The organism is Pantoea stewartii (assembly GCF_011044475.1).
GTDB lineage: Bacteria > Pseudomonadota > Gammaproteobacteria > Enterobacterales > Enterobacteriaceae > Pantoea > Pantoea stewartii.
This window is the reverse complement of the sequence record NZ_CP049115.1, coordinates 1,033,163-1,047,481: the sequence shown is the minus strand read 5'-3', so window position 1 is coordinate 1,047,481 and position 14,319 is coordinate 1,033,163. Positions and strand designations below refer to the sequence as shown.

Genomic DNA, 14,319 nt, shown 5'->3' with positions numbered 1-14,319 from the left:
CCTGACCTGCGCGGTCCGCTCAACGCTGACTTATTGATTACGCACCGCAGGGGCAGAACGTGCCAGCCGCGGTTCTGACATCAGTCCTTTCACCACCGCGACTGAGGCGATCAGCAAGACCAGTGCGAACGGCAGCCCGGTCGAGACCACCATCGCCTGTAGTGCATCCAGCCCACCGCCGAGGATCAACGTTATCGCAACCAGCCCTTCAAACACGCACCAGAACACGCGTTGTGAAGTGGGAGAGTCGATCTTGCCACCGGAAGCAATAATATCGATGACCAGCGTGCCCGAATCCGCCGACGTCACAAAAAACACCACCACCAGAATAATCGCCACCACGCAGGTGATTTTTGCCAGCGGCAACGTATCCAGCATGGTGAACAACTGCAGCGGCAGAACAGCATCGGCAATGCTCTGATAGCCTTCGGTGAAATACTGATGAATGGTGGTGCCGCCCAGCACCGTCATCCACAGCACGCAGGCCAGTGACGGCACCAGCAGTACCGAGATCATGAATTCACGCACCGTGCGACCACGCGAGATGCGTGCAATGAACATCCCGACAAAGGGCGACCATGAGATCCACCATGCCCAGTAAAACGAGGTCCAGCCTGCGGCAAAATTGCTGTCAGGGCGGGCAACCGGATTCGACAGGGCGGGCAAAAACGCAAGATAGGAAGCCAGGTTTGAGAAAAAACCGCTAAACAAAATCAGGGTAGGGCCGACCACAATGATAAACAGCAGCAGTAACCCAGCCAGAATCATGTTGGCTTCAGATAACCGCCGTACGCCGACATCCAGCCCGGCCACCACCGAAAAGGTGGCAATCGCGGTGATGACGATCACCAGGACAATCTGCGTAGTTTGTCCTAATGGCACATCAAACAGAAAATTCAGGCCGGACGCCGCCTGGGAAGCGCCCAGCCCCAGCGAGGTTGCCAGACCAAACAGCGTCGCCAGTACAGCCAGGATATCAATGATGTGTCCCGGCCAGCCCCACACCGCGTCGCCCAGCAGCGGATAAAACAGCGAGCGAATCGTCAGCGGTAAACCTTTATTGAAAGAGAACAGCGCCAGACCTAATGCCAGAAAGGCGTAAATGGCCCAGGGATGCAGCGCCCAGTGAAAAATCGTGGCGGCCATCGCCAGCTGCTGCGCATTGTCGGCCGCGCCAACTGCGCCATTCAGGGGAGCCCAGTCGGTACGTACACCGTTTTCCACGACGGTGCCACCCATTGAGCTGGAGAAGTGCGACAAAGGTTCGGAAACGCCATAAAACATCAGGCCAATGCCCATTCCGGCGGCAAACAGCATGGAGAACCAGGTCACGTAGTTGTAGTCAGGGCGGGCCAGCGTGCCGCCGAGGCGCACTTTACCGAGGGGGGAAATAATCAGGCCGAGACAGAGAAGAACAAAAATATTTCCGGCACTGATAAAGAACCAGTCGAGTCGGGTGGTCAGCCAGTTCAGCATTCCTTTAAACAGCGGTGCCACATCACTTTGAAAGACGAGCGTTAAAACGATAAAGGCAATAATGACCATCCCGGAGAGAACAAATACCCGGTTGTGAATATCCAGACCGAAGGGGCCAACATTTACCACGATATTGTCCTGCCCCACCTGATAATCAGTATCATAAGGTGCGACGTCCCCGTCAGGCAGCATGGGATCTCTGGCGTCTGCCATAATCATTTCCTCGCGATTTGTTCGTTGTTGTTAATGCCATCCTCAGCACACCGGGCTGGCTCTGTTTTAGTTAACGGACATCGTTTCGCTCATCCCTGACAATCCCTGTTTTCCTGTGGTGCAAGAGTGCGGCTATCAGTCTCCTTTCCTTTCATTCAGCTGAACACCACCGTACGTTTGCCGCTTAAAAACACCCGTTTTTCGACGTGATAACGCACGGCATTAAATAACGTTACCCGCTCAATATCCTGTCCACGACTAATCAGGTCATCCGGATAAAGGGCGTGATCGACGCTCTGAATGCCCTGGGTAATAATCGGGCCTTCATCCAGATCGTTATTCACATAGTGGGCAGTGGCACCGACCATTTTTACCCCTTTTTCCCAGGCCTGATGGTAAGGGCGCGCGCCTTTAAAGCCCGGCAGCAGGGAGTGATGAATATTGATGGCTTTTCCGTCGAGTTTTTCGCACATGGCAGGTGACAGGACCTGCATATAACGGGCCAGCACTACCAGGTCGATATGATGCTGCGCCAGCAGCGCCATAATGCGGGCTTCCTGTTCGGCGCGGTTCGCGTTATTTACCGGCAGATGGTAATAAGGAATACCGTGCCATTCGGCCAGGGAACAGAGATCGGGATGGTTAGAAATGATCAGCGGGACATCAATATTGAGCTGGCCGGTGCGGTGACGAAATAACAGATCGTTAAGACAGTGATCGAATTTAGACACCAGAATAGCGACGCGTTCGCGATGCTGCGGCGGCGTGAGTTGCCAGTGCATTTCAAAGGGCATCACGCGCGGCGTGAAATTATCCCGAAAAAGGTCGGTACTGAAGGGGGAGGCGGGTGAAAAGGCAACGCGAATAAAAAAATGGTGACTGACCCTGTCATCAAAAGAGTGTATTTCATTGATGTAGTGACCGGACTCTGCCATGAATCGGGTCACAACATCCACGGTACCCAGTTTACTCGGGCAACTGGCGGTAAAAATCCATGAATCGGGCAGCGCGCTCATGGGCAGCTCCTGTGAAGAAGAGAAACGCGTGCCGTCGGAAACGCGTCCGGCCGGCACAACAGGGCATTACTTCGTAATGGTCAGGCCATATTCACGACTGGCATCCTGTAACCACAGCCAGATGTAGTCGGCGAAGCTACGACGGACGACCAGTTCCCAGCGGTCTTCGCCGGTCCGGCGGATCAGTGCGCTGCTTTTGGCAAATACCGAACCTGCGACTTTGCCCACCGGGAACGCACGGGGATGAAGATCCAACACCGTGCTTTTCTTCAGCACATCAATGGCATGTTTGCCGGAGAGCGTCAGTATCGTCTGTCCGCCGCTGACGTTGACCACGGAGTAGTGACCGTCAATCTCTGCGCGCAACGCTTTTTCCACCGGAAACAGCTGATCCATTGGCAGAACCACCAGCCACTCGTCGGGACTCAGCCAGCGCACAGAAATGTCGCCCTCTTCACAGGAGGTAAGGGGGACGGTGGGCAGCGCTACACCCAGCACCGTCAGGCAACCCCGCATAAAACTCCGGTTCTGCTGTGAACCGCGCAGCACCAGATGGCCCAGCAGCGCCTGTTCGCGCAGCTGAACGCCACCGGGCTGCGCATGGCTGGCCGCCAGCTTGTCCAGCCCGGCGTGATGCAGAGGGGATTCGGCGCGTACCTGCGCAGGCGCACACTGATCCATGACCGCCACCTGTCTGACAGTCTTTGCCGGTTTGGTTTCAGGTAAGAGGGTTTCAGACATGTTGACGTTCTCCTTTCGGATCGATAAAGACCGTGCTGCAGATTTCCGCTTCGACCACCCGGCCATCGGCCAGCGGGTAGAATACGGTTTCGCCCATGCGAGACAGCCCGCCTTTGATAAAGCCCATGGCGATGCTGCGATTCAGGTTAGCGCTCCAGTAGCTGGAGCTGATGTGGCCCAGGATATCCATCGGGACAGGCTGAGCAGGATCGGCCACCGCTTGTGCGCCTTCCGGCAAGACGATCATAGGATCGCGTGTTTTCAGCCCGACCAGCTGTTTGCGCTGGTCACGTACGCAGTCAGCCCGCGCCATGCCGCGTTTGCCGATATAGCTGAACGGTTTTGTGTCCGCGACGCACCAGCTCATATTGAGATCGTGCGGCGTCACCGAGCCGTCGGTGTCCTGACCGGCAATGATGAATCCCTTCTCGGCGCGCAGGATATGCATGGTTTCGGTGCCGTAAGGCGTCAGATCGTATTTTGCGCCGTGCGCAAAGAGTTTCTCCCAGACGTACAGGCCGTAATTGGCCTGTACGTTGATCTCAAACGACAGCTCACCGGTAAAGGAGATACGGAAGAGTCGTGCCGGTACGCCCGCTATCTTGCCTTCCTGCCAGTCCATAAACTTAAAGGTCTCTTTGTCCAGCGAGACGTCGCTGCACAGTTCAGCCAGTAAATTGCGGCTGTCTGGGCCGGATACGGTCATCGTGGCCCAGTGATCGGTCACGCTGGTAAAGAACACTTCCAGCTCCGGCCATTCGGTCTGATGGTACAACTCCAGCCATTCCATGACGTGTGCCGCGCCGCCGGTGGTGGTGGTCATCAGGAAGTGGTTTTCCGCCAGGCATGACGTCACGCCATCGTCGAACACCATGCCGCTTTCGCCGCACATCAGACCGTAACGGCATTTGCCGACGCCCAGTTTGGCCCAGGCGTTGGTATAAACACGGCTGATAAACTCACGGGCATCTTTGCCCTGAATATCAATTTTGCCCAGCGTGGACGCATCCAGAATGCCCACGCCATTGCGCACCGCACGACATTCGCGATCCAGCGTCTGTTGCATCGTTTCGCCGGCACGCGGGTAGTACCAGGGGCGCTTCCACTGGCCGACATCCTCGAACATCGCACCTTGCCTGACATGCCACGGGTGCATGGCGGTGAAGCGTTTGGGTTCAAACAGTTCACCACAGTTACGCCCCGCGATAGCGCCAAAGGCGATCGGCGTATAGTTCGGACGAAATACCGTGGTCCCGGTCTCGGGGATGCTCTTGCCCATCACTTTGGCGGCAATCGCCATGCCGTTGATGTTGCCCAGCTTTCCCTGATCGGTGCCAAACCCCATTGCCGTATAGCGTTTAATGTGCTCAATCGCTTCAAACCCTTCCCGCGTTGCCAGAGCGATACCGGCGGCCGTAACGTCATTCTGCAAATCCACAAACTGCTTGGGTGCGCGGCTGATCGGTTTGATGTGCGGAATATGGAACAGGGCGGCGGGCGGATGTTCCAGCCACTTTTTCACATCGGGCAGGGCGACCTCGACCGGCGTCAGGCCCAGCTTCAGCGCAGCGTCCTGCCCGGCACTGATGCCTTCCTGCAGCACGTTACCAAGCGCATAGCGCCCGTTGATGCCGCCTGCCGTCAACTGTTTCTGATGTGTCGGCCCGGGCAGGAAACCCGTCACGTCCGTGTTCCAGACCGGACGGCTGCCGGTATGGCCCGCCAGATGAATGACCGGGCTCCAGCCCCCAGAGCTGGCTACGGTGTCGCAGGTGAGGGAAAAGGGCTTGCCGGCGATCGCCTCACCTTTTTTATCCAGGGCGGCAATCGTGACGCCGCTGACGCGCTTTTTGCCCTTTACTTCAATAACGGCACTGCCGGTGATGATTCGAATACCGCGGCCACGAACAGCGGCGGCCAGTTCACCTTTGGTCACGGTTCGGGTATCTACCACGGCGACCACCTCGCGTCCCGCATCAGCCCAGTCGAGCGCGGTTCGGTAAGCGCTGTCATTGGTGGTCATCAGCACCAGCTGGTGACCGGGCACCACGCCATAGCGGTTGATGTAGGTGGAGATGGCAGAAGGGATCATGCAGCCCGGTACATCGTTATGGCTAAACACCAGCGGTCGCTCCTGGGCACCGGTGGCCAGCACGACCCAGTGTGCCCGGACGCGGTGCATACGCTGGCGAACCTGGGCCGCCGCAGCGCGATCGCCTTTGTAGTCGGTTCGGTTCTCGTTAACGGTAAGAAAGTTATGGTCGTGATAGCCATTCACCGTGGCGCGCGTCAGCAGCGTCACCTCCGGCATCGTCGCCAGTTCCGCCACCACCTTGTTGACCCATTCCATCGCCGGTTTGCCGTCAATCTGTTCCCGGCTGGCAAGCAGATGGCCACCGAATTCATCCTGCTCATCCGCCAGGATGACGCGGGCGCCGCTGCGACCGGCGGCGAGTGCCGCCATCAGGCCCGCAGGCCCGCCGCCCACAACCATGAGATCGCAATGCTGGTTCATGGCGTCATAGATATCGGGATCTTTTTCGCGTGGCGCGCGACCCAGACCGGCGGCTTTGCGGATGAATTTCTCATAGGTCGGCCACATCGATTGCGGATACATAAAGGTTTTGTAGTAAAACCCCGGCGGCATCACTTTGCCGCCAAGGTTGCCTACCAGACTCATCAGGTCGGATTCGACAGACGGCCAGCCGTTGGTGGCCGAACAGACCAGACCGTCATAAAGGGCCTGCTGGGTAGCGCGCACGTTTGGCACCTGCGTGGCTTCTGTCGCGCCAAGCTGTAGCACTGCGTTCGGCTCTTCAGCGCCGGCGGCGACAATGCCGCGTGGACGGCTGTATTTAAAACTGCGACCGACAATATCAATGCCGTTGGCGAGCAGGGCGGAGGCGACGGTATCGCCTTCATAGCCCTGATACGGCTTGCCATTCCACGTAAAGGTCAGCGTACTGGAACGGTTAATTCTGCCGCCGGACGGCAGGCGATTCTTCTGGCTCATGCGCTCCGCTCCTTACGCGTGTTCACGGGATTCAGGCTGTTCGTTGAGTGTGTAAACCTGTTTAATCTCATAAGTCTGGGTATCACGTACCAGATTAAAGAATTTGCGGCATCCCGCGCTGTGCACCCAAAGTTCGTGATGTAATCCGCGCGGGTTTTTACGGAAATAGAGAAAGGTTCCCCACGCTTCATCACTGCACTGGTCCGGGTTAGCAGGCCGCGCGATATGCGCCTGGCCACGGGGATGAAACTCTTCTTCTTCGCGATACTCACCACAGTGAGGACAGTAAATGTGCAGCATGTTGTCACTCCTTAGTGGGCTACGCCTGCGGCGCCATGTTCATCGACCAGCGCACCGGTATAAAACCGGGACAGGGCGAAGGGTTCAGCAATCGGGTGCGGCGTGCCGTGCGCTAACTGATGGGCAAACAGGTTGCCGGAGCCAGGCGTAGCCTTAAAGCCACCGGTGCCCCAGCCGCAGTTAAAGAACAGGTTGCGCACCGGGGTGGACGAGAGAATCGGGCTGGCATCCGGGCAGGTGTCGACAATGCCGCCCCACTGACGGTTCATGCGGACACGGCTGGTGCACGGAAACAGCTCAACAATGGCCTGAATGGTGTGTTCAATGACGCTGTAGGATCCGCGCTGACCATAGCCGACCCAGCCATCAATACCTGCGCCGATGACCAGATCACCTTTATCTGACTGACTCATATAGCCATGCACATGGTTGGACATGACGACGGTATCCAGGAAGGGCTTGATCGGCTCGGAGACCAGCGCCTGAAGCGGATGGGATTCAACCGGCAGCTCAAAGCCGGCCATTTTGGCCATCACGCCAGAGTTACCGGCGGTGACGCACCCCACACGATCCGCTTTAATTACGCCGTGGTGGCGGGTTTTGACGCCGGTGATTTTGCCGTCACTGATTTCCATATCAATGACCTCGCAGTTCTGAATCAGATCGACGCCCAGGCTGTCCGCCGCACGGGCATAACCCCAGGCCACCGCATCGTGACGGGCATTGCCCCCGCGCCGCTGTACCGACGCGCCCAGTACCGGATAGCGCGCATCTTTGCTGCAGTCCAGTGCGGGGATCTCTTTCTGTAACTGGTCGCCGTAAACCATCTCGTTGTCGATGCCCTGCAGGCGATTGGCATTCGCCAGTCGTTCATTGGTGCGCAGGTCCTGCAACGTATGGCAGGTGTGATAAACCCCACGCTGAGAGAACATCTGGTTGTAGTTCAGCTCTTGTGACAGGCCTTCCCATAATTTCATGGCGTGCTCATACAGCGCTGCGGATTCATCCCACAGGTAGTTGGAGCGCACAATCGTGGTGTTACGGCAGATGTTGCCGCCGCCAAGATGGCCTTTTTCCAGCACCGCCACGTTGGTGATGCCGTGCTCTTTCGCCAGATAGTAGGCGGTAGCCAGACCGTGCCCCCCGCCGCCGATGATAATAACGTCGTAGCGTTTCTGCGGGGTGGGGTTGCGCCAGACTTTCTGCCAGTTCTCGTGATAGCTCAGACTGTGCCTGAGCAGGCCAAATCCTGAATAGCGTTGCATCATTTCTACTCCAGTAACTCTCGCGCGTGGGCGAATTGACAGACGATAAAACCGCGCCGCCGACCGAAGCCGGTGGCCGCCTGGCCTAACGGTAAACCGGGAAGTCCGCGCACAGGGACAGCACCTGCTGCTTCACCTGAGCAATCTTCGTCTCCAGCATGTCGGCGTTGTTCATCACATCCAGGATGTCGGCAATCCAGCCGGCCAGCATGCGACAGTGCGCTTCGCTGAAGCCGCGCGTGGTAACAACCGGCGCGCCAATGCGCAGACCGGAGGTCACAAACGGGGATTGTGGATCGCCGGGAACGGCATTTTTGTTGACGGTAATGTTGGCGCGTCCCAGCGCCGCATCGGCCGCTTTACCGGTCAGCCCCTGTTTAATCAGGCTGAGTAAAAACAGGTGGTTGTCGGTGCCGCCTGAGACCACATCGTAGCCACGCGTCATAAACACGTCGGCCATCGCGCGGGCATTGTTGACCACGCGACGCTGGTAGTCGGTATAGTCAGGCTGCATGGCCTCTTTAAAGGCGACGGCTTTGGCGGCGATCACATGCATCAACGGACCGCCCTGGCCGCCCGGAAACACGGCAGCGTTGAGCTTTTTCTCCAGCTCGGGGTTGGCTTTTGCCAGAATCAGGCCGCCGCGCGGACCGCGCAGGGTTTTATGCGTGGTGGTAGTGACCACATCGGCATAGGGCAGTGGAGTGGGATAAAGGCCCGCCGCGACCAGGCCCGCCACATGCGCCATGTCGACAAACAGCCAGGCACCGACCTTATCGGCAATGGCGCGGAAGCGCGCCCAGTCCACGACGCGTGAGTAGGCCGAGAAACCGGCGACGATCATTTTCGGCCGGTGTTCCAGCGCCAGCGCTTCGACCTGTTCATAATCAATTTCGCCGCTGGCTTCATTCAGGCCGTACTGCACGGCACGGTAAATTTTGCCGGAGAAGCTGACATGGGCGCCGTGCGTCAGATGACCACCGTGCGCCAGGCTCATGCCCAGAATGGTGTCGCCCGGCTGGCACAACGCCATATAGACCGCCGCATTCGCCTGCGAACCCGAATGGGGCTGCACGTTAGCGTAATCGGCACCAAACAGCGCACAGGCACGTTCTGTTGCCAGTTTTTCGACTACGTCGACATATTCACAGCCGCCGTAGTAGCGCTTCCCCGGATAGCCTTCTGCATATTTATTGGTCAGTACCGTACCCTGAGCCTGCATCACGCGCGGGCTGGTGTAATTCTCGGAGGCGATAAGCTCAATATGCTCTTCCTGACGCACCGCTTCCTGTTCAATGGCCTGCCACAGTTCACTGTCAAAGCTTTGAATATCGTCGCGCTTCGCAAACATGCTTTTCTCCTTGCCCGGATAACCACGCAGCGCCTGCTTTGGGCCTGAACCGTTCAGGGCAGCGGTAGAGTGAATGTGGGAGGGATAATAACCAGCGTCACCGATGCCGGAATGTTTGGTAGCGCCCCGGCGATGTCAATTTGCGACATACCCACGCAAGGCGGACACATTGAACGGTGAGGAACGGCAGAAAGGGCAAAACATGGCGAATTCATCGCCAAATACGTCGTTATCCGGCATCTCTTGTTTTTCATCCGCGCAGATAATGCGGCTGTCATTCACTCAACGGCAGGCATAAGCCCGGGAGCGCAACATGAGTATCAGTGTCTTCGATCTGTTCAAAGTCGGAATTGGTCCCTCCAGTTCACATACCGTTGGCCCTATGCGCGCGGCACAACGCTTTGTCGAACCGCTCGGTCACCGTGAGGATCGTGGGATGATTTACCGCATCAAAGTCGAACTGTTTGGTTCGCTCAGCGCCACCGGGCGCGGGCACAGTACGGATAAAGCGGTACTGATGGGGCTGATGGGCGCGTCACCCGATACCGTCGATCCCGCTACGATCAACAGCACGATACAGGCGATTGATGAAACCGGCTCCCTCACACTGCCCTGGGGAGAAAACATTGCGTTCGACAGCCATGAGGACCTGCTGTTTGTCGATGATGTGCTTGCTTACCATCCGAACGCGATGCGCCTGAGCGCGTTTTACCGCAACGGGCAAAGCCGTTCGACCGTGTATTACTCCATTGGGGGCGGATTTGTGCTGGATGAGGATGAGGCGCTGGCGTCGGCACATCTGGTGCCACAGTGCACGCTGCCCTACGACTTTAACAGCGGCGCCGCTTTGCTGGCACACTGTGCGGACCGGCAGTTACGCATCAGTGCACTGATGCTGGAGAATGAAAAAGTCTGGCGCACGGAGGCCGGGATTCGGACCGGTCTGGCGCAGATCTGGCAGGTGATGCAGCAGTGCATTGCCAATGGTCTGGAAAATGAAGGCATCCTGCCGGGAGGGCTTAACGTGCGCCGACGAGCGCCCATGCTCTACCGATCGCTGTGCCGCGCCTCAGCGGAAAATGTGATCAGTTCAACCCTGTCGGCGATGGACTGGATCAACCTCTATGCGCTGGCGGTCAATGAGGAGAATGCGGCAGGCGGGCGTATGGTTACCGCGCCCACGAACGGGGCGGCAGGTATTATCCCGGCGGTACTGATGTACTACATGAAGTTTGAACCCCAGGCGCGCGAAGACGATGTGGTCGATTTTCTGCTCGCGGCGGCGGCGATCGGCGCACTGTGCAAGAAAAATGCTTCCATTTCGGGGGCCGAAGTCGGCTGCCAGGGTGAGGTGGGGTCCGCCTGTGCTATGGCAGCAGCCGGCCTGACCGAGGTGCTGGGTGGCACGCCCGAGCAGGTCGAAAACGCCGCCGAGATTGCGCTGGAGCATAATCTCGGTCTGACCTGCGATCCGGTTGGCGGGCTGGTGCAGGTGCCGTGCATCGAACGCAATGCCATTGCGGCAATGAAAGCGATAAACGCGGCACAGATGGCGCTGCGCGGCGACGGTCAGCACTTTATTTCGCTGGATAAAGTGATTCGCACCATGCGCGACACCGGACGGGATATGCAGGATAAATACAAGGAAACCTCGCGCGGCGGGCTGGCGGTCAACGCGATTGAATGTTAACGATGTGTTGGTTTTTGGTTACTTGCGCTTATGGGTTCGAATAAAAAACAGCCAGAAAAACACGTCACAAAACAGTGCAATAAAACCGTCATATGACTAAAACGGTTCAGCGAGTGCACCGTTATGAAGCCTGCCTGCGTTGAAAGGGCAGCAATGATCAAATCTGTGAAGCTGAACAAACATTTGTTTCGCTTATGTTAACTGTGTGTCATTTTTGCATCGTGCGACCTGGTGACGAATGGCATGGCTGTTGCTTACTCTATAGGTGTTGGAGAGCAGTTGGGTGAAATACCCCTGGGTGATGTTCCTGTTAAGCCTAATAGAGGTCAGCGCACATGTTCGATACAGACGCAATTCATAAACGTTCCTCTACTGAAAATAAAACGCGCAGCGTAGGCTTTCTGCTGGTGAATAATTTCACCATGATCGCGCTGGCAACCGCCGTTGAACCCTTACGCATGGCGAACCAGCTGAGCGGCAAGGAGCTGTATAGCTGGTATACCGTCAGTGAAGAGGGCGCGCCCGTTGTCGCCAGTGACGGGATTGCCATTACACCCGACCATTCGATGGCGAACGTGCCGGCACTGGATGTCCTGATTGTGGTCGGCGGTGTCAACATTACCCGCAGCTATTCCAGTCGACAGATTGGCTGGCTGCAAAGTCTGGCGCGCCGTAAGATCCTGATTGGTGGCATCTGTACCGGCCCGTACCTGCTGGCGGAAGCGGGGCTGCTGGATGGCTATCACTGCAGCGCCCACTGGGAATGCATAGCCTCCATGCAGGAAGCCTATCCCCGCGTGATCTGCACCAATCAGCTGTTTGTGATTGAGCAGGATCGCATGACCAGCAGTGGCGGTACTGTACCGATGGATATGATGCTGACGATGATTCAACGGCATTTTGGCCATCAGCTCACCGCCGCCATTTCAGAGATGTTTATCTGCGACCGGGTCCGCAACGAGTCCGACTACCAGCGTATTCCCCTGCGCCATGTACTCGGCACCGCCCAGCCCAGCCTGGTCGAAGCCGTTTCCCTGATGGAGGCCAATATCGAAGAGGCCATCGATCTGGATGAACTGGCCGGATACGTGGGCCTGTCCCGGCGACAGCTTGAACGGCTGTTCCAGAAATATCTGCACTGTTCGCCCTCACGTTACTACTTAAAGCTGCGTCTGTTCCGCGCCCGTCAGTTATTAAAACAAACCTCCATGTCGATTATTGAAATTGCGCTGGCCTGCGGTTTTGTTTCCACGCCGCACTTCAGTAAATGCTATCGCGAACACCTTGGCGTGCCGCCGCGTGAAGAGCGGCGCGGCGTTCACAGCCAGGGAAGCGGCAAAACGCTGACGCAGTTTTTCATGGCCGACCTGCCCGGGCTGACTAACTGGCAGCAGGAAAGCACCGTCTCCACCTCCCTGCGTATTCTGAACGAAGCGCGGTTTGAACCCACCTTTGGCTCCGTCACGCTGCCGGGCAATCTCTGACGCCTGTCTTACCCCACTGCGTCAGCAAAAAACAGCCTTTCGGGGCTGTTTTTTGCTTCGGGTCCCGCAACATATTGCCGTTTTTCTGTGCCCTGAACTGCGCCAGCGGTCAGGCAAGTGACGTTTTCAGAACAATTCTGCCCGCGCGTAAACCCTATTCTGTTTTCATCAGGCCGCATCCGGTTATGACGTAAACCAGAGAGGAAGATATGAACGCGACTGAATTGCATGATTCTGCGATTGTCATTGATGGGTTGGTCATTGCGAAGTGGGACAGAGCGCTGTTTGAAGATATGCGCCGCGGCGGACTCACCGCGGCCAACTGCACGGTATCCGTGTGGGAGGGCTTCCAGAGCACGGTGAATAACATCGTCGAGATGAATCACCTGATTGCGCAAAACGCCGATCTGGTCACCAAAGTCACCACGACGCGCGATATCCGCCGCGCTAAGGACGAAGGCAAAACCGGGATTCTGCTGGGCTTCCAGAACGCCCATGCGTTTGAAGACCAGCTTGGCTATATCCAGGTGTTTAAAGAACTGGGTGTCGGTGTGGTGCAGATGGCCTATAACACGCAGAACCTGGTCGGCACCGGCTGCTATGAGCGTGACGGCGGGCTCTCGGGCTACGGCCATGAAGTCGTGGCGGAAATGAACCGCGTCGGCATGCTGTGCGACCTGTCGCACGTCGGCGCGCAAACCTCGAAAGAGGTGATCCTCGCCTCGAAAAAACCGGTGTGCTACTCACACTGCCTGCCGTCAGGTCTGAAAGATCACCCGCGCAATAAATCGGATGAAGAGTTGAAGTTTATTGCCGATCACGGCGGCTTTGTTGGCGTCACCATGTTTACCCCGTTTTTAAAGAACGGTATTCACTCCACCATCGAGGATTATGTCGAAGCCATCGACTACATCTTTAACCGGGTCGGGGAAGACCAAATCGGCATTGGCACCGATTTCACCCAGGGACATGGCCAGGCATTTTTCGAATGGCTGACTCACGATAAAGGCTACGCCCGCCAGTTAACGGACTTCGGCAAGATCATCAACCCGGAGGGCATTCGTACTTTGGGCGAATTCCCGAATTTAACCGCCGCCTTGTTACGTCACGGCTTCACCGAAAAGCAGGTGCGTAAATTTATGGGCGAAAACTGGCTCAATCTGCTGGCCAATGTCTGGAACGAGTAAATCCGTTACCCATTCCTGTGAACACGTGAGGTTAAACCATGGCACATGCGCCTGAAATGCCTATCAGCGTCGATGATGAAACCGGCGTCTGGACCACCGATGCGTTACCGATGTTGTACGTACCGCGCCACTTTTTTGTGAATAACCATATGGGCATCGAAGAGGAAATCGGTGCAGAACGCTATGCCGCGATCCTCTACAAAGCGGGCTATAAATCCGCCTGGCACTGGTGTCAGAAAGAGGCCGAACTGCACGGTTTTTCAGGTGAGGCGGTGTTTGAACACTACATGAAACGCCTTTCTCAGCGCGGCTGGGGCTTTTTTACCACCGAGTCGCTGGACCTGAAGCAGGGGACCGCGCGCATCCGGCTCGATCACTCCGCGTTTGTGTATCAGTACGGCAAAGTGAACCGTAAGGTGGACTACATGTTTACCGGCTGGTTTGCCGGTGCCATGGACCAGATCGCCGAAAGCCTGGGCTACAGCGTAAGAACGCAGGCGGTGCAGACGCAGAGTGCGGCGGAAGAGGGCTGTGATTACGGCATCTTCACCGTTTCGCCGCGCTAAACACGCACGCGCCGCAG

11 protein-coding genes are annotated in these 14,319 nt (G+C 57.1%); 4 read left to right on the top strand and 7 right to left on the bottom strand.

Annotated elements, in window-relative coordinates:
• Positions 1 to 30: 30 nt before the first annotated feature.
• The 7 genes from G5574_RS04890 to glyA form a co-directional block, all read right to left on the bottom strand.
• Positions 31 to 1,689, bottom strand: a complete 1,659-nt coding sequence (locus tag G5574_RS04890) for a BCCT family transporter (RefSeq protein ID WP_039338067.1) — start codon at positions 1,687 to 1,689, stop codon at positions 31 to 33.
• Between the two features lie 155 nt (positions 1,690 to 1,844).
• Positions 1,845 to 2,705 carry a formyltetrahydrofolate deformylase gene (purU, locus tag G5574_RS04885; RefSeq protein ID WP_164482139.1) on the bottom strand — a complete coding sequence of 287 codons (861 nt, stop codon included), beginning with the start codon at positions 2,703 to 2,705 and terminating at the stop codon, positions 1,845 to 1,847.
• 66 nt (positions 2,706 to 2,771) lie between these two features.
• Complete coding sequence (locus G5574_RS04880) at positions 2,772 to 3,446, bottom strand: sarcosine oxidase subunit gamma (protein ID WP_081011341.1); 675 nt, start codon at positions 3,444 to 3,446, stop codon at positions 2,772 to 2,774.
• Complete coding sequence (locus tag G5574_RS04875) at positions 3,439 to 6,459, bottom strand: sarcosine oxidase subunit alpha family protein (protein ID WP_164482138.1); 3,021 nt, start codon at positions 6,457 to 6,459, stop codon at positions 3,439 to 3,441. The genes G5574_RS04880 and G5574_RS04875 overlap by 8 nt, the downstream gene beginning before the upstream one ends.
• A gap of 12 nt (positions 6,460 to 6,471) precedes the next feature.
• Positions 6,472 to 6,759 (bottom strand): sarcosine oxidase subunit delta, encoded by a 288-nt coding sequence (locus tag G5574_RS04870; protein ID WP_033740381.1) that lies wholly within the window; start codon positions 6,757 to 6,759, stop codon positions 6,472 to 6,474.
• 11 nt (positions 6,760 to 6,770) lie between these two features.
• Positions 6,771 to 8,027: a sarcosine oxidase subunit beta family protein gene (locus G5574_RS04865; protein WP_425325399.1), complete on the bottom strand. Its 1,257-nt coding sequence runs from the start codon at positions 8,025 to 8,027 to the stop codon at positions 6,771 to 6,773.
• Positions 8,028 to 8,109: 82 nt separating this feature from the next.
• Positions 8,110 to 9,375: a serine hydroxymethyltransferase gene (glyA, locus tag G5574_RS04860; protein ID WP_039338062.1), complete on the bottom strand. Its 1,266-nt coding sequence runs from the start codon at positions 9,373 to 9,375 to the stop codon at positions 8,110 to 8,112.
• Between the two features lie 313 nt (positions 9,376 to 9,688).
• Between glyA and G5574_RS04855 the strand changes: the two genes are divergently transcribed.
• From G5574_RS04855 to G5574_RS04840, 4 genes are all read left to right on the top strand, one after another.
• Positions 9,689 to 11,065 (top strand): L-serine ammonia-lyase, encoded by a 1,377-nt coding sequence (locus G5574_RS04855; protein WP_058708378.1) that lies wholly within the window; start codon positions 9,689 to 9,691, stop codon positions 11,063 to 11,065.
• 335 nt (positions 11,066 to 11,400) lie between these two features.
• Positions 11,401 to 12,549 carry a choline metabolism transcriptional regulator GbdR gene (gene gbdR / locus G5574_RS04850; RefSeq protein WP_033740379.1) on the top strand — a complete coding sequence of 383 codons (1,149 nt, stop codon included), beginning with the start codon at positions 11,401 to 11,403 and terminating at the stop codon, positions 12,547 to 12,549.
• Between the two features lie 209 nt (positions 12,550 to 12,758).
• Positions 12,759 to 13,736, top strand: a complete 978-nt coding sequence (locus G5574_RS04845; protein WP_033740378.1) for a dipeptidase — start codon at positions 12,759 to 12,761, stop codon at positions 13,734 to 13,736.
• Positions 13,737 to 13,774: 38 nt separating this feature from the next.
• Positions 13,775 to 14,302, top strand: a complete 528-nt coding sequence (locus G5574_RS04840; protein ID WP_033740376.1) for a DUF5943 domain-containing protein — start codon at positions 13,775 to 13,777, stop codon at positions 14,300 to 14,302.
• Positions 14,303 to 14,319 lie beyond the last annotated feature (17 nt).